This window comes from Solibacillus sp. FSL R7-0682, assembly GCF_038005985.1.
GTDB lineage: Bacteria > Bacillota > Bacilli > Bacillales_A > Planococcaceae > Solibacillus.
The window spans coordinates 1,807,615-1,823,691 of record NZ_JBBOUI010000001.1 but is presented as its reverse complement, the minus strand read 5'-3'; the positions used below and the strand labels follow the sequence as shown (position 1 = coordinate 1,823,691).

Below are 16,077 nucleotides of genomic sequence, written 5' to 3'. Positions count from 1 at the left end.
CGGGCCATCTATCAAATTTTCTGAAAATAAAAAAAGGACTGATAATTACACCAGTCCCTGTTACGTAAGAATAATAACTTCCCTCATTACTCTTCTGTCCTTTTGCCTGAGATTATGAACCCTTCGGCGACGCTTGCATTGCGCTCTCTCCAGAAACTGCTCCCGACTGTAGTTTTATCCACAGCGATCTTCGCATTGATATGTATGCAATTGTTGCTAATAAAAATTTGATAATAATTCAAATTTCTAATACTCGCGTTTCAATACTATTATTGTACAATAACTAATACTAGCAATGTTTCACGAAAAAAACAATGTAACAACCTATGTTGCATACAACTATAATAGCAATTCAAATGAAATATCAACATTTTCTACACATAAAAGAGTATTATTATAAAGAAAAAATATTAAACAGAATATAATGAAATTTTAAATTCCCCTGATAATTTAACCATTTGCACCTTCAGATGTCATTTCACCCAATAGTTTGCACCATCATCACTACGAAGCATAAAGCCATATTCGATTAAATTGCGGCGTAGTGATACAAAATCGTCATGAACACCTTTTAATATTTCATTTACTTCTTTTTCTGTATAATTTTTTTGCTCATCAAATCTTTTTATAATGTGCTGTAAAATAACAATTTTCTTCTTTTCCTTGCTCGGAATGATTTCGATACTACCACCTAACCCTTTTTTAAAATATGTTTTTAATATCTTTTCCCGTTCTTGTTCTTCAATTGCATAACGTTCATCCACTTGCTTTGCCCCCTTATGAATTTGATAGTTTTGTGGCTCTTTTAATAACTGCATTAATGCTAAAAACACTTTAGCTTGGCGCTCTTTTTCACGTAGCTTGAAACGGTGCTGACGAACAGTAGAAACACTATTGACACTGCTATCGCGGACAATTTGCTGATCGCTTTCTCCCGCATAAAAATGACCCAACATTTCCATTTGGACATCACTTAATCCCGTTATTTTTTTATCTTGCTGTAATAATGCGTGAAATGGTGATTGATGAGCATCTGTTAAATGTACTTCCATCATTCCTAGTGCATTCAAAAATTTTCCTTCAACTGGAAATACTTCATGTTCATAATAGTTGGTTGTGCAAAATAAGCAGTGTAGCAATCCTTCTTTATCATAATAACCTTGCATTAACTGTTGGATAGATAAATTTTCATAATCCACAAACAAAACCTCGATTCGTTTACTATTTAATAAACAATTTACACTGTATTTAATTATTTGTAAACGAAATTTGTATTTGTTTATAAAAAAACCTTTATTACATTATTGAACTGTAATAAAGGTAAACGTTTTTATTGCTTAACTTCATAAAGGATCGATTGCTTTTCTAAAAGCACGCGATTAACTTCTATTAAAGTACCGTAAGTGAGCCCTGTCTTCTTCATTTTTACTACAAATGTTTTGGGAACCGCCAATTCATTACATGCAATTTGCGCTATTTGTTGAAGAGCTTTTGGATAATTAATTTTAACGAGCAATGTATCTCCTTCTTTTGTGACTTCTTCAAAAATACGGTCGCAGCTATCTGCATAAGTCGTTACAAATAATACCTCTTCTGTTTTGAAATCCACTTCAGGTACGGACGGAAATTGAAAAATGTCTGCCCATGTTTCATATAATTGTGGATCTTGAATTAAGGATAAGCTTGTTCCTACTTCGTGAGGAATAAAATTTAAGTTAAACAATAATTCATGCTCAATTTGTGTACCACTTGGAAGCTCTTGATTCGTAGGATTATCCAAAACTGATTTATCTTCGACAGACTGTTTATCGTCTGTACAGGCGAACAAAACAATGCTTAAAAGTAATGTACTTATTATTATCGAGTATTTCATTTATATCACCTTCCATTCTTTACAGTATTAGTCGGCTCTTTCATAAATTCGTTTCACAATTCTTCAAATTTTTATTGAGTATTCAAAATCCCCCTATGCTTTTCCGACTATCAATAAAGGTAAATTAACCTAAATTTCTAAATAGATAGTTTATTAAATTATAGGTACTAAGACTAGATTTACAGATTTTTATAGTATAAAATACACGAATACAACAAAATCCATTGAAGGGGTACATAAATGAACTTTTTAAAAAATTTAAGAGTGCGTAGCAAATTATTATTACTTATATCCATAAGTATACTTATCGCCATCGTTATTGCCGGTCTATCATTCATTCAATCAATTAAGATGGCAAATAATATGGAAACGATCTATGAAGAAAAATTTATACCAAATAGTTGGTTAAACAATGCGGTAAGTGTAAACCTACGTATAGACAGCACCATTATTCAAATGATGACGACTACTGACCAACAAGAAAAACAAGCATTACATAATGAAATTTATGATGGAATTGATCAAGTATTATCAGATTTTGCTCAATATAGTGAAATGAATTTAACAGATGAGGAACGTCAAGGAGTAGTAGATTACTATGATGCCGTTGACCGTTTAACAGTACACCAAGATAAAGTAATTGAATTAGCTTTAGCTGGTCAAAATGAAGAAGCCTATAAAATGTACCATGAAAGAGTTAAGCAACCACGTGAAGATCTTATCAGTACACTTCATATGTTAAGTCAAATTAAAGTAGGTCAAACGGAACAAATCGTACTAAATAGTATTACATCTTCGGATGAAAGTAATTTACGAAATGTAATTATTAATATTGGTGCGATTATTATTTTACTTGTTTTAGGAGTATTAATTTCACTCATGATAACAAAACCAATTGAACAGTTGCGTGTTCAATTACGAAAAGTACAAAATGGAGATTTCACTGTTCATGGTGACTATCAATCTAAAGATGAAATTGGAGCACTTACCCAATCATTTAATGAAACGATTTCTTCTTTAAACAACGACTTACAAAAAGTAAAATCATCATCTGATCATGTCGAAAATACATCACAAGAGTTGATGGCCAATGTTGAACAGTCAACGGCTGCAGCAGAACATGTCGTATCTTCAATTCAGGAAATTTCTTCAGGAGCAGAGGAAACAAAATACCGTTTAGAACAAAATGCAATAATAATAGAACGCGTAGCGAATGGTTTTACTACAATCCAACAAGATTTTCAAGCTATTGACCGTTTAGCACAAAAATCAATTGCTGAGTCGAAAGAAGGCTCTGTCATTGTGAGCAAAAACGTTGAACAAATGAAAAACATTAAATTATCCGTTCAACAATCCAATGAAGTTGTTCAAACGCTTGCAAATCAAGTCGGTGAAGTCGATGAAATTTTAAAAGTTATCGACTGGATTTCGGGTCAAACAAACTTATTAGCACTTAATGCTGCTATTGAAGCTGCTCGTGCAGGTGAGCATGGTAAAGGATTTGCAGTTGTTGCGGATGAAGTTCGGAAATTAGCAGAGCAATCAATTCAAGCAACGAAGTCTGTTGCAACAATTTTAGAAAACATAAAAAAAGATACGGATGAATCAGTTCAAATTATGAATGTTGTCATTGATGAGGCTGAAAGTGGACTTACAATTACAGAAAAAACCGCTCAAAAATTCCAGGAAATTTTACAAAACACACTAGAAGTAGGTCCTGTTATGCAAAAGACTACTTCATCTGTCAATCATATTGTCAAAGATTTTAGCATCTTTACTTCAAGCGCTGATACGATTTTAACAATTTCAATGAACAATTCGAAAAACAGTGCAATGGTTTCTGCCGCTTCAGAACAGCAAGCAGCAGCAATGGAAGATATGTCGCAATCTAGTCATAACTTAACAAATGTTGCTACTGAACTAAATGGTATTGTGAAGAAATTCACCTTACAATAAGCCAAATGGAATAGAGCCCGTAACGTAAAAACGTTACAGGCTCTTTTTACTACCCTACATTAGCATTTAAAATTTCTTTAAGTTGCACTGGGTCATCACACTTAATTGCTACATAGCGATACTCTTTTTCAATGCCCATAAACAATGTAGCTTTCTGCGGCACCTTCATTTTTAACACAAAATCAGGGTACACCGTTTCAAAATCTCGCATAACAAACTCTAAAGTATCTTTTTTACGTTTTTTCTCTAGAAATTCACGGTCTTCAATAATGCATTCAATGTGCGTAAAATCAATTTTTGCTCGCTTCATTAATCCTTGCGAAATGAACATACTGCGCTCGTTCACAGCAATTGGATTCAGGCGCACCGCTTGTATATCCCCTACAAAAAAGAGGATTGAATAGACATTAAACAATAGCAAAACAATGGAAACAATAGGCCACTTATCGTGAATAAAATAATGAATACCTAACGTTTCTACTATAATGGCATGAATCATCATGACTTGAAAGGCAATATAGCTTGATTTTTTATATATCGTAATACCTGACATCGGTGCTTTTTTCCAGCTAAATAATGCATAATAAAACATAAGTGCTTCAGCGCAAAGCACTTGAATAATCGGGTTATGCTTTACATATTGATTTACGCCATAATGGAATGAAAATAACACTGGTAAAGTACTTTCTTTTACATCACGTATGATTTTTGGCATATAGCGAACAAACGTTACGATAATAATTAATTCTACGACTACTAATAATAGTTCAATCCCAATTCCTATAAATGTAACTTTTTCAAATGGTCCTAATAGCTCTATAGGGATTATCAATCTCATCGCTATACAACCTAGTGCCGCTAAAGTAATGGACAGCTTCCAAGAAAACTTCCTTAAATACAACATGAATAACACAGGAGCAACAATCATTAAATCGATAAAAGACCCAACGACAACGCCGTGTGCTTGTTCTGGAACTGGTAATATATGCATGCCAATAGATGTTTGATAAACGGCATAGTTTCCAATTAAAACAAGGAGTAAAAGCGCTAACCAAACCTTACGCCCTTTTTCAATGAACACCATACGTCGACACCCCCCTTTTTTCTTCTGCTAATTATAATTTCACTATAATTTGATTATTCTAATTATAATATAGGACGTTGACTATGTCTTTGTATATTCCACTACGTTTTTTCCATTCTTGCCCAAATGACAAATTTCTGTCATAAACTTCCCATTTCTAACGTTTCGACAGTGAAAACCTTCCACATTTCCGCTACAATGAACAAGAGCCAAAATAATGAAAAGGAGGAGAATCGACTATTATGAGAACTTTTTACTTATCGATTCTTGCTGCATTATTACTATTCGTACCGAATGCCGCAGCACATACGTATTTAGACACGACAAACCCAGAAGATGGTACGACAATCACAGCACCTCTCCAAAAAATTGAATTGACCTATTCAGGGAAAATTGAAGAAGGTAGTACTTTTATTGTAAAGGGTGCAAGTGGAAGTGAATTTAAGCCGGCTACTGTTACAGTAGAAAATGGTTTGATGCAAGGAACATTTGATGAAGCGTTGCCGAATGATACTTATACAGTTTCATGGAACAGTATTAGTGAAGACGGTCATCCCCTTTCAGGTCAATTTTCTTTTACAGTAAATGCACCACTCGACGAAGTAACTGAAGGAAACACTCTATCAGAAGAATCAACGGAACCACAAGTTGAAGCAGAACAAACTGAAACGAATGAAGAGGACACGCAAACGAACACTGCCACTCCCCTTCTTATTGTAGGTGGGCTATTATTAGTAATTATCGTAATTAGTTTAATTACGTTAATGAAGCGTAAAAGAAAATGATAACGATTTTAATTAGTATAAGTCAGTTTTTGCTATACATTTCCTTCGCGGTATTAATGGGATCATTAATTCTCAAACTCATTCCTAGTGAATATAAGCCAACCATTTCTATACGAGAAAAATGGCTCTATATAAGTGCTTGGAGTATACCCGTATTTACGTTTGTACCGATTATCCAATTGCTCGTCATATTACAGCCGCAATTTGGACTAATACAATCTTTACAAAAAATTTTATTTTCTTACAAAATGGGACATGCATGGTTAGCTATTGTAGGCTTGTCGTTAATTTTCGTGTACATTCTTCACCAAATGCAAAAATCGCAACATTGGTTATACCCGATTATAAATGTAACTTTATTAGTTGCCATTCAAGCTGGTGTCGCTTATGCAAGCCATGCAAGCTCAATGGATTCTACGGTTGGTTTTTTTAATGACTGGATACATTTAATTGCCGTTAGCTGCTGGTTTGGAGTATTGCTCATTTTAAGCTTCTTTACATTAGATTCTAACAATTGGGAGGCCTTTTTAAAATGGTTTACACCTCTCGCGCTTGTAAGTGTCACAGCGATTGCCCTGAGTGGTGTGTTCTTAACGGAGACGATTGTACCCGCTTATGTTACAGGCTGGTCGACATTTTATGGGCTTGGTTTATTTGTAAAGCATGTACTACTTGTACCACTTGCAATTGTCATTTTGGCAAACGGCTTATTAATTAAATTAAAAATAAATAAAAAAAGCTTTAATCCCGTATTGTGGGTCAAGCTTGAGCTAGCTATTTTATTTTCGATTTTAGCTATTACGGCTATTTTCAGTGAACATCAACCACCAATGCCATTCGTCCAAATGGAAAATGTGTCTTCTCTTTTCCAGCTATTTTATACGACACCTTTAACAGACGGAATGATTGGGCATTTCCAAATGACTGCTATAGGATTAGTGTTCTTCCTTTTAACAGCACTCTTCATCGCCTTACTAATTATTAGTTACGTGAAAGAGGCTCCGTTGTTAATTTCGGTATTAATGATACTCGCGATTGCACTGTGTTTTTATTTCGGATTTATTTCCATCACCGTGTTTAATTTAGAAGGCTATTGTGTCCCTTAATCTCAAAATGCTTAAACGCTAATAGGCAACGATTTGAATTTTACTTTATATCGTTGCCTATTTCCATTTAGACCAAAATTAAATTAATAGATATTATTTTAGAAGTATGAATTATCCTTTAGATTTCGTATGATTTTTCTTATGGAAACCCCATGTCAACAACGATGCAACAACGAGGAGCGCTGTCACGATTAATGTACCGTACTCCATTGCTTCATTCGTCGTCTTCACTGCGATTCCTATTAATGCCCACACAATGACAAGGACAAAAATTGGATCCATTGAATTAACCAATGCCATATAAGCAAGGGTTGATGCAATGACAACTAAAATTAAAGAGCCTAAAACTTCCGGAATACCTAAACTAACATCATAATACTTCAGTACATAGCTCATATTTGCAATCGTCGCAACAGAAATCCACGCTAAGTAAAATGAAAACGGCAAGCGCTGTGATAATTTTGATTCAGAAGGTGAATATTGTAAATAGATTCCGATCAATGTGAACAACAATAAAAACATTAGTATCATAGACCATATAAATTGCTCATAATGCCAAGTATATAGCCAGCCGATATTAAATAAGCAAGATAGTATAAATAACCAGCCAATCTTCGAGTTGAACTCTCCTGTTTTAACCTTTTTATACTGTAAAACTAACCAAATTGCTAGCAAAATATAAATGAGCGTCCAAATCGAAAATACATACCCTGCTGGTGTAAAGTATACGTCTAAACGGTGGGAAATTTCCGCTGTTGTTTGGCCATTGATTGGTAAAGTTTCAGATAAAATGTTCACAACAATCATGGCAATAAAACTTAGCCACATCAAAACATATTGCCCCATACGTTCACTCCTTTCGTTCATTAACTTTTACCCATAACGATTCTTCTTCACACTATTAAAAAATACGTGATATGTTGAAAATCAATTTACTAGGAATGAAGTATGGACTATTTCAATAGTTATTCACTCGTTTTCTATTACTATATGTCAAAGGAAGTCATTTTATTTTTCACCATTTAATGTGTTTTTTAATATGTTATACCGAAATTTTATCCATTTGATTTTTCAAGGGCGAGCTTGAGACCGAAGCCAATGAGAACAACCCCTGTCAGTGATTCAATGACAGCCTGGGTAGCTGGTCGCTTCATAAAGTTGCGAATTTTATCAAGTAAAAATACATAGAAAGTAAACCATAAAAACGTTAGAACACTATAAATAATGCCCATAACTAAAAATGACCAAAATGGTTCGCTATTTGGTGCTAAAAATTGGGGTAAAAACGTTAAAAAAAATACCGCTACTTTAGGATTTGTTACATTCGTTATAAAGCCTTGCTTAAAATAAGAATTGCCCTTCATTGTTTCTATAGGCTCCTCTTCAAGATCCATTTTTTTCGCACGCATATTCATTAATGTACGTACACCTAAATAACATAAATAAGCCGCGCCGACATATTTCAATAGAGTAAAGGCAACTGCGGACTTGACAATAATTGCCGATAAACCTGCAACTGCTGCAATCGTATGAATAGCAAGCCCTATACAGGAGCCAATCATTGTCTGAAATCCACCATTACGGCCACCAACAACTGTATTTTTCGTTACAATCGCCGTATCCGGTCCAGGTAATATAATGAGCAACACGCAGGCAATAATAAACAGTGTTACGTTGATCATACGCTTCCATCTCCTAACAAGAAAATTCTGATTTTTTTGATTATAACAAGCGTAGTGAATTTTAGCGATAAAAATTTCAAAACCCGATACGTAATTTACGCATCGGGTTTATTTGAAATTTATTAAGGTAATGTTGGACTAGTTAATGAATATAAAGATTGTTGCTGAACGGTTAAGCGATTATAGGCTTGTTCCCATTGTTTTTTCAGCGCTAATACTTTTGCAGATTCTGTATTATCATCATCATTATTATTTTTTTCTGCCACTACTTGCTCTTCCAATTCAACTACTTTCCGTACAGCTTTTAAATCATTTTGTGCAGTTTTAATGAATGAATAATGAGTAATTAGCTTTCTTTCCTTCGAATCTAATTTTTTATACTCAGCATCGACATCCTTAAGGAATTGATCGAAGCTATTCAAATAAGCTGCCCCTTCCCCTGTTACCATTGTAAAACTGTAAGGACTTGAATCATTTAATTTTGAATCCTGATATTGTCCATTAATAATTAAATCCCCGATAAAGCTATTTAATGTTTTCGCATTCGTATCTAACCCTTCCATCCATGCGCTTAACATTTCAGCCGGTGATTCGTTCGTCCCTTCATAGCTTTCAAATAGTACAACTTGCTTTTGCGTTAGCTTATTATAGCTTGCAAAGATGGATTGTTTATTTGAATACGTTGGCGATGTTCCGAGCTTATCCATTTTCGCGATAAAGGATTCCACTGCTTTTAAATCCTTTAGTGAAGCCTGATATGTTGTATAACCAACAATCGCCTTTTGCTCTTTTGTAGAAAGTAATTCCATACTTTTTTGAATTTCTTTAATTGCTGTAGCTGTGTAATCCGTATTTAAAGCTTCAATCGCATTTGCAATGTCATCTGTCGACACATTATCTGCCCCGATTAATGCTTGTGCTTGCTCATAAACAGCTAAAATCAGTGCTTTTTGCGTATTCGTTATTTTATTGTACGAAGTAATAGCTGACGTAATTTTTTTACGATCATTGGTTGCAATTGCTGCTTGTAATTTCTTTTGCTCCGACTTCGCTTTCGTTAAAGTACTATTCGCACTTGAAATAAGTGAATAGTTATAAATACGTTTTTTCTCATAAGATGTAAGCGCCTTATACCCTACTTTCGCAGCATTAATTGCCCCTTCTAATTCACTTAATTTATTGTCTGGACTTGCTAAAATACCATCAATAGATTCAATTAAGCTAATTACTTCGGAAACTTTAGACTCATCAAATTTCTCGTCAGCTTTTTCATCTGTATCCTTAAACTCTGGCGTCTTCACTAACTCTGTTAATTCAGCATAGTAACCTAAAAACGAATCGATTGATTCCTCTAAAAAATCATTGTCTTCTAGTAAAATTGATTGCTGCAGCTTTGTTAGCTTTACATATGCTTTGTATGCAGAAGCGTATTTTGATTGTGCCGATTTTAAAGCTTTCAATTTCTGCTTTTCATCACTTGCCTCTTTCGCTTCCTCATGTATTAAATACGCATTATTAATCGCTATCGCTACTTTCTTGGCAACATTTAAGTCTTTCTTCACCTGATTCACGACAGCATAATTTGTTACTAATTTTTTGTCAGTCGAGCTTAATGTTTTATAAATGCTTTGAATTTCATCTAATTCTATTTCTAATGAAACAATATCTAAGTTGTACTCTTGTAAAGGTTTTAAATCCTTAATTCGATCAATTAATTCAGTGATTAGTTCTAAATTTTCCTTTGCTTCTTCGGAAGGCTTTAAGTTTGTTAAGTCCGTTATTAATGAGGCTTGGTAAGGATTAAGATTATTATAGGCCTTTTGTGCAGCTACGATAGCAGTTGTTTTTTTCTTTGGGTCCGTAATTGTGCTAATTTTATTGAGCGCATCAATTACCTTTTGTGCTTTTTTAATATCATTTTGTGCTGTTTTTAATATTGTCGTGTTAATTAAAGGCAAATAGGTTTTTTCAATGGCCGATGCTTTTGATAAAAGTGTCTTTACTTCCGTTGAAAATTCCTCTAATGTTCCATCAAATGAATACTCTTTATTATAAATGTCAATAAATTTAGATATTTCTTCATTGATGTCTCCTATTTTTTGATAAGTTAAGTATTCACTCGAACTTCCACCAGTTGAAACCTCACTCTTTTTCAACCAGTCTTGCATAGCGTCAACATAGTTATTATTAAATTCAGTAAATGCTAGTAGTGAACGTTGTAGCTTCGTTAATTTATTGTACGAGCTTTGAATTTTAGAAAACTGCTTCAACAAATCCGCATGCTTTAATTTTGAATCTTCATACGCCACTTTAGCTTGACTAAACTTCTCCAATTCACTAATTAACGGTGCTACCATTTGAATATCTTGGTTTGCCTGCTGTAGAACAGCATAGTTTGTAATGAGTTTCTGGCTGTTTGTAGATAAATTTTTATATTTTGTATTCAAGAATGAAACGTTCGCCTTAAATTTATCGAATTCCTTTACCTCTTCAGGTTTAAAGTCAGAACCTAAAAAATCGGCCGCATACTCTTTTGTGGATGAATTCACAATTCGTGAGATGTAGTTAATTAAATCACTTGTTGGATCAGCATTTAACTCGGCAATTCCTGTTACAGGATAGGATTTCTCAATACTTGGAATTGTAATTGTAACATCAACCGAAAAACGCTTATAGCCCTTCTTCTCACTATCTAAAGGAATTGTATAGCTTGATGATGTCGCATCCGTCAGTAAAATTTTACTTTCACTATCGTTAATGACATACCACTGATACGTTATTTCATATTGGGATGAAGTTAATAATTCCCCATTCGTCCCCATTACGGCAAAATTTTTAATTGAAAGTTTGTCGCCAGGAACCAACGCTAAATTCGTTGAATTTTGATCTTTTCCGTCTACTAAAAATTTCACTTCAAAATCTTCTTTTATTTCAAGTGGCATTACTTTAACTGTAGAAGCATAGTAATGGTTTTCTTTTGTTGCAAGGACAAGCATTAAATGTTTTCCACTTGCCTTTAATGGAATATCAATGTCTGAATCCGTTTCTCCTGTTAGTAATTCATAACTGTTTTCGTTTACAATATACCATTGATAACCCGTAACAACCTCACCTTGACCTACTTTAAAATCAGAAGCATAAATAGAAGAATTAACTAAATACTTATCTGAAGTTAATTCTTTCCCTTCATCATCCTTGAACTTTACAGTCGCTTCTGTTAATGCATTAATTGCCGCACTATCCGTATATTTTGCACCTGACTCAGTTGTAATAACTACTTTAATCTCTTTCCCATTTGCTGCAATTGGAATTGTTAATTTATTCGTTGTTTCACTTAGCTTTGTTTCATGTGTACCATCGACGATGATCCATTCGTATTTTGTAATTTTTTCAGTGGTTTGATCATCCAATGCGATTTCCGTCAAATCAATTTTAATTTGACCACCATAGGAATAAACAGCATCTAATAATATATCCCTCTCAATTACTACTATTTCTTCTGCCTGAGCTACCATTGGTGCTATAAAAGCAGCAGATGTGACAGCACTTGCTGCAATAATTTTTTTATAGTTCATATGTACATCTCCTTCAATATGATTGATTTTGCTCTATGTATAAACTCATTTCCCTAACTTAAAACCTATGACAATTATATCGGTATAGATTACCTATTTATTAGTCAATTTCGTTAATTATACCATTTACTCCCCAAAGAATATGTTGTAATTTGTATAATTTTGTATTCACTATGTTTTATCTTTGTCCAATTAATAAGCAAGTTTTTACGTACTCAGCATTATTTTAAAATTCTCCATTGTTTTATATCTAAATTCCCTTTGTATTATCCTTCTTTTCCCCCTCCTCCACTTCACTCAGAAAAAGCGCACAAAGACCCTCTACAATTAGCTTCCTGTGAAATTTTGTCGCTGGAGCTTGAAAATGAATTCTTTCCTTCGCCCAAAAAACTGTTGCATTTTTTTGAGTTGTGACATATATTTTTCCTTAAGGAAACAAATTATCTTTTGTGAAATAAAATTAAATACACGAAAATAAATTCACAAAGGGAAAAGGAGGATACTATAATGAAAAAATACGTAGGAATTTTTGGCTTATCGTTATTATTAATGGCTTGTAATGGAAACGAGGAAAATAGCTCGGCCACTGAAAAGTCCGGTATTGTCGTTGCGACAACAGGACAAATTGCAGACGCTGTAAAAGAAATTAGTGGTGATGCATTAACTGTCACTACGTTGATGGGACCAGGGGTTGATCCGCACTTATACAAAGCGACTCAAGGTGATATTGAGAAATTAGATAAAGCAGAAGTGATTTTTTATAACGGTTTGCATTTAGAAGGACAGTTACAGGATATTTTTGAACAAATGGCAGAAAAAAAGACTGTTGTTGCAGCTGCAGAAATTCTAGATAAAGGTAAATTACTAGACGATGCAAATGATACGACTCTTCATGATCCACACGTATGGTTTGATATTGATTTATGGAAGGAAATTGTAGATGGGATCGGTGATAGCTTAATTGAGGAATACCCAGAACATAAAGAATTGTTCGAAAAAAATGAAGCATCCTTTTTAGCGGAATTAGAACAATTAAAAAGTTTTGCACAAGAACGTGTAACAGAAATTCCTGCAGATCAACGTATTTTAGTGACCGCCCATGATGCATTTAATTATTTTGGTGATAGTTTAGGATTCAAGGTTAGTGGGCTACAAGGTTTAAGTACAGAATCAGAGTATGGTGTAAAAGACGTTGAAAATATGGTGAACTATTTAGTAGATAATAATATTAAGGCCATTTTCGTTGAATCAAGTGTTTCTGATAAAGCAATGAACGCGGTAATCGAAGGGGCAAAGAAAAAAAGCCATTCCGTTGTAATTGGTGGAGAACTATTTTCAGATGCTATGGGTGCTGAAGGAACACATGAAGGCACGTATATCGGAATGTATAAACATAATATCAACACAATTGTTGATTCATTGAAGTAGGTGAAAAAAATGAATGCGTTATTAGTGGAAAACTTATCTGTTGCCTATGATAAAAAGGTTGTTTTAAACAATGCAAATGTTTGTGTACCATCTGGACGTTTAACAGCCATTATCGGTCCAAATGGGGCCGGTAAATCCACATTTTTAAAGGCGATATTAAAACAAATACCAAATAAAGTTGGAGAAGTCTTTATTTTAAATAAGCCGTATCAGCCAAAGGATTTATTAGTAGGCTATGTACCACAACGAAATGCGGTTGATTGGGATTTCCCTACAACAGCATTGGATGTTGTTTTAATGGGGAGATACGGACATAAGGGACTATTCAAGCGTCCAAATAAGCAAGATAAGAAACTAGCAATGGATGCATTAAAAAGTGTAGAAATGCAAGATTTTGCCGATCGTTCCATAGGGCAATTATCTGGGGGACAACAGCAACGCGTCTTCTTAGCACGTGCTCTTGCGCAAAACCCAGAGGTGTATTTTTTAGATGAACCATTTGCAGGGGTTGATGTAGCAACCGAGAAAACGATTATTACAATCTTAAAAAAATTGCGAAGTGAAGGAAAAAGTATTTTTGTCGTTCATCATGATTTACAAACGGTCGAAGAGTATTTTGACTATACAATATTATTAAATCAAACGATTATTGCGACAGGTGATACGAAGGATGTCTTTATTCCTGACCTTTTACAAAAAACGTATGGCGGCAAATTATTGTTAATAGAATCAGTAGGTGCAACTATATGATCTCTAGTAACTTATTATGGATATTACTTGGAACAATGCTTTTAGGTATAGCAGCAGGCATCACTGGCGCTTTTTCATTTTTACAAAAACAAAGCCTTGTCGGTGATGCAGCTGCACACGCTGCATTACCTGGTATTGCAATTGCCTTTCTCGTTACTGGCCAAAAGGAATTACCTGTTTTAATGATTGGTGCAGCTATTACCGCAGCCTTATCGGTTTATTGTATTCAATGGATTGTCAGCTTTTCAAAACTAAAAGCGGACGCTGCCATTGGCTTAGTACTTGCCGTTTTCTTTGGTGTAGGTATTGTTTTATTGACGATAGTAAACAGACAACCAGGAGGCAATCAAAGCGGACTAAATAACTTTATTTTCGGGAAAGCTGCTGCAATGACAAAGGATGACCTTTTATGGCTATTTTTAAGTGCGCTTATCATTATTATTGTAAGTTTACTCTTTTATAAAGAATGGAAGCTAATGATTTTCGACCCTGTCTACGCAAAAGGTATCGGACTCCCTGTGGAATTTTTAAAGGCTAGCTTAACCGCTTTAATTGTCATGACTATCGTAACAGGTATTCAAACAGTTGGTGTCATTTTAATGTCTGCCCTACTGATCATTCCTGCAGCAACTGCAAGACTGTGGACTCGAAGACTTTATTCAATGCTTTTATTTAGTGGCATCATGGGCGGGCTAGCAGGAATAATCGGAACGTATATTAGTTCACTTAAAACGGGACTTTCTACAGGTCCTATAATCGTATTAGTAGCCTCTTCCCTGTTTTTATTGTCTTACTTGTTTAGTCCTACAAATGGGCAATTAAGTAAAATGCTGCGAAGAAAAAGATTTCAAGGCAAGGTGACATACTATGATTGAATTTTGGGTTATTCTCACAGGCGCATTAGTAGGTATCACTTGTAGTATAACGGGTGTTTTCTTAATTTTGCGTAAAATGGCTATGGTTGCAGATGCAATTAGTCATACGGTGTTATTTGGTATTGTAGTTTCCTTTATAATTACACAAACATTATCTGGACTGTCTATGTTTATTGGCGCTGCAATTGCCGGGATTTTAACCGCCTATTTTATACAATTGCTACAATCTTCTGGTGTGCAAGAGGATGCTGCTATCGGTATTGTGTTTACTACACTATTTGCCATCGGTGTGCTACTCATTACGCTTTTTGCCGGCAATGTTCATTTAGATGTGGAGCATGTTTTAATGGGTGAAATCGCTTTTGTTCCTTGGGAGCAACTAACCATTTTTTCTCTCACGATGCCTAAAGCCGTTTGGATGTTACTTTTCGTCCTATTATTAAATGTTGCTTTTTTATATTTCTTTTATAAGGAAATTAAAGTTTCTACCTTTGATCCTATGTATGCAGCGACAATAGGGATTCCAATCGTATTTATTCATTACGGATTTATGACAACAGTGTCACTAACGACTGTCTCTGCGTTTGATAGTGTTGGTGCGATTTTAGTAATTGCCATGCTAATCGGTCCCGCAGCAACGGCTTATTTAATTAGTAAGTCCGTTAAAGCCATGTTTAGTTGGAGTATACTTTTCGGTGTATCTTCTGCTGTAATCGGTTATTATGTAGCGAAGTGGTTAGATACTTCCATATCGGGAATGATGGCAGCTATTATTGGGGTTATTTTTATTGTCACGTTTGTTGTGACAAAGCTTCAAAGCGCACGACAAAAACAAGTGAAATCTCGGCATATTTGAGCGATGCCCTTTTAAGTAGTAGCTAGAATTCTCCATCAAATCTAACAAAAAAGGTACTAAGAATAAAATTCTCGGTACCTTTTTTCGTTTAAAATTTTACTTCTTAT

Annotated in this window: 13 protein-coding genes and 1 riboswitch; of the genes, 7 read left to right on the top strand and 6 right to left on the bottom strand. The window is 34.5% G+C overall.

Annotated features, from left to right (window positions below; all coding sequences use genetic code 11):
- Window positions 1-84: 84 nt before the first annotated feature.
- A riboswitch (glycine riboswitch) is annotated at window positions 85-163 on the bottom strand.
- A 310-nt stretch (window positions 164-473) separates the two neighbouring features.
- Together MKZ17_RS09330 and MKZ17_RS09325 are read right to left on the bottom strand one after the other, a co-directional pair.
- On the bottom strand, window positions 474-1,199 hold the full coding sequence (locus MKZ17_RS09330) for a DUF2087 domain-containing protein (protein ID WP_340723467.1): 726 nt from the start codon (window positions 1,197-1,199) through the stop codon (window positions 474-476).
- A 131-nt stretch (window positions 1,200-1,330) separates the two neighbouring features.
- A complete protein-coding gene (locus MKZ17_RS09325) occupies window positions 1,331-1,873 on the bottom strand; it encodes a dehydrogenase (RefSeq protein WP_340723466.1) in 543 nt (180 codons plus the stop codon).
- Window positions 1,874-2,113: 240 nt separating this feature from the next.
- Between MKZ17_RS09325 and MKZ17_RS09320 the strand changes: the two genes are divergently transcribed.
- Window positions 2,114-3,829 (top strand): methyl-accepting chemotaxis protein, encoded by a 1,716-nt coding sequence (locus MKZ17_RS09320; protein ID WP_340723465.1) that lies wholly within the window; start codon window positions 2,114-2,116, stop codon window positions 3,827-3,829.
- Window positions 3,830-3,878: 49 nt separating this feature from the next.
- On the opposite strand, the gene MKZ17_RS09315 is transcribed toward MKZ17_RS09320, so the two are convergent.
- The gene (locus MKZ17_RS09315) at window positions 3,879-4,913 is read right to left on the bottom strand and encodes a beta-carotene 15,15'-monooxygenase (RefSeq protein ID WP_340723464.1); all 1,035 of its coding nucleotides are present in this window, start codon (window positions 4,911-4,913) and stop codon (window positions 3,879-3,881) included.
- Between the two features lie 242 nt (window positions 4,914-5,155).
- On the opposite strand from MKZ17_RS09315, the gene MKZ17_RS09310 reads away from it, so the two are divergent.
- Together MKZ17_RS09310 and MKZ17_RS09305 are read left to right on the top strand one after the other, a co-directional pair.
- The gene (locus MKZ17_RS09310; RefSeq protein WP_340723463.1) at window positions 5,156-5,698 is read left to right on the top strand and encodes a copper resistance CopC family protein; all 543 of its coding nucleotides are present in this window, start codon (window positions 5,156-5,158) and stop codon (window positions 5,696-5,698) included.
- Window positions 5,695-6,804, top strand: coding sequence for a copper resistance D family protein (locus MKZ17_RS09305; protein ID WP_340723462.1), 1,110 nt, complete (start codon window positions 5,695-5,697; stop codon window positions 6,802-6,804). The genes MKZ17_RS09310 and MKZ17_RS09305 overlap by 4 nt, the downstream gene beginning before the upstream one ends.
- A gap of 111 nt (window positions 6,805-6,915) precedes the next feature.
- Here the strand turns inward: MKZ17_RS09305 and MKZ17_RS09300 are convergent, their stop codons facing one another.
- The 3 genes from MKZ17_RS09300 to MKZ17_RS09290 all read right to left on the bottom strand — a co-directional run bounded on the left by MKZ17_RS09300 (window position 6,916) and on the right by MKZ17_RS09290 (window position 12,061).
- Entirely contained in the window at window positions 6,916-7,650 is a 735-nt protein-coding gene (locus MKZ17_RS09300; protein WP_340723461.1) for a TspO/MBR family protein, read from the bottom strand.
- Window positions 7,651-7,859: 209 nt separating this feature from the next.
- Window positions 7,860-8,486 carry a LysE family translocator gene (locus MKZ17_RS09295; protein ID WP_340723460.1) on the bottom strand — a complete coding sequence of 209 codons (627 nt, stop codon included), beginning with the start codon at window positions 8,484-8,486 and terminating at the stop codon, window positions 7,860-7,862.
- 122 nt (window positions 8,487-8,608) lie between these two features.
- Complete coding sequence (locus MKZ17_RS09290) at window positions 8,609-12,061, bottom strand: hypothetical protein (protein ID WP_340723459.1); 3,453 nt, start codon at window positions 12,059-12,061, stop codon at window positions 8,609-8,611.
- Window positions 12,062-12,568: 507 nt separating this feature from the next.
- Here MKZ17_RS09290 and MKZ17_RS09285 point away from each other — a divergent pair.
- The 4 genes from MKZ17_RS09285 to MKZ17_RS09270 are packed head-to-tail and all read left to right on the top strand — an operon-like array spanning window position 12,569 to window position 15,970.
- Window positions 12,569-13,489 carry a metal ABC transporter solute-binding protein, Zn/Mn family gene (locus MKZ17_RS09285; RefSeq protein WP_340723458.1) on the top strand — a complete coding sequence of 307 codons (921 nt, stop codon included), beginning with the start codon at window positions 12,569-12,571 and terminating at the stop codon, window positions 13,487-13,489.
- 9 nt (window positions 13,490-13,498) lie between these two features.
- On the top strand, window positions 13,499-14,239 hold the full coding sequence (locus tag MKZ17_RS09280) for a metal ABC transporter ATP-binding protein (RefSeq protein WP_340723457.1): 741 nt from the start codon (window positions 13,499-13,501) through the stop codon (window positions 14,237-14,239).
- Window positions 14,236-15,114 (top strand): metal ABC transporter permease, encoded by an 879-nt coding sequence (locus MKZ17_RS09275; protein ID WP_340723456.1) that lies wholly within the window; start codon window positions 14,236-14,238, stop codon window positions 15,112-15,114. Before MKZ17_RS09280 ends, MKZ17_RS09275 begins: the two co-directional genes overlap by 4 nt.
- A complete protein-coding gene (locus MKZ17_RS09270; protein ID WP_340723455.1) occupies window positions 15,107-15,970 on the top strand; it encodes a metal ABC transporter permease in 864 nt (287 codons plus the stop codon). The genes MKZ17_RS09275 and MKZ17_RS09270 overlap by 8 nt, the downstream gene beginning before the upstream one ends.
- Window positions 15,971-16,077 lie beyond the last annotated feature (107 nt).

Bases quoted from the DNA above. Each gene is read 5' to 3' on its own strand.
- MKZ17_RS09295 (WP_340723460.1), bottom strand. From the start codon at position 8,486: ATGATCAACGTAACACTGTTTATTATTGCCTGCGTGTTGCTCATTATA.
- MKZ17_RS09280 (WP_340723457.1), top strand. From the start codon at position 13,499: ATGAATGCGTTATTAGTGGAAAACTTATCTGTTGCCTATGATAAAAAG.
- MKZ17_RS09285 (WP_340723458.1), top strand. From the start codon at position 12,569: ATGAAAAAATACGTAGGAATTTTTGGCTTATCGTTATTATTAATGGCT.
- MKZ17_RS09290 (WP_340723459.1), bottom strand. From the start codon at position 12,061: ATGAACTATAAAAAAATTATTGCAGCAAGTGCTGTCACATCTGCTGCT.
- MKZ17_RS09325 (WP_340723466.1), bottom strand. From the start codon at position 1,873: ATGAAATACTCGATAATAATAAGTACATTACTTTTAAGCATTGTTTTG.
- MKZ17_RS09270 (WP_340723455.1), top strand. From the start codon at position 15,107: ATGATTGAATTTTGGGTTATTCTCACAGGCGCATTAGTAGGTATCACT.
- MKZ17_RS09275 (WP_340723456.1), top strand. From the start codon at position 14,236: ATGATCTCTAGTAACTTATTATGGATATTACTTGGAACAATGCTTTTA.
- MKZ17_RS09320 (WP_340723465.1), top strand. From the start codon at position 2,114: ATGAACTTTTTAAAAAATTTAAGAGTGCGTAGCAAATTATTATTACTT.
- MKZ17_RS09315 (WP_340723464.1), bottom strand. From the start codon at position 4,913: ATGGTGTTCATTGAAAAAGGGCGTAAGGTTTGGTTAGCGCTTTTACTC.
- MKZ17_RS09310 (WP_340723463.1), top strand. From the start codon at position 5,156: ATGAGAACTTTTTACTTATCGATTCTTGCTGCATTATTACTATTCGTA.
- MKZ17_RS09300 (WP_340723461.1), bottom strand. From the start codon at position 7,650: ATGGGGCAATATGTTTTGATGTGGCTAAGTTTTATTGCCATGATTGTT.
- MKZ17_RS09305 (WP_340723462.1), top strand. From the start codon at position 5,695: ATGATAACGATTTTAATTAGTATAAGTCAGTTTTTGCTATACATTTCC.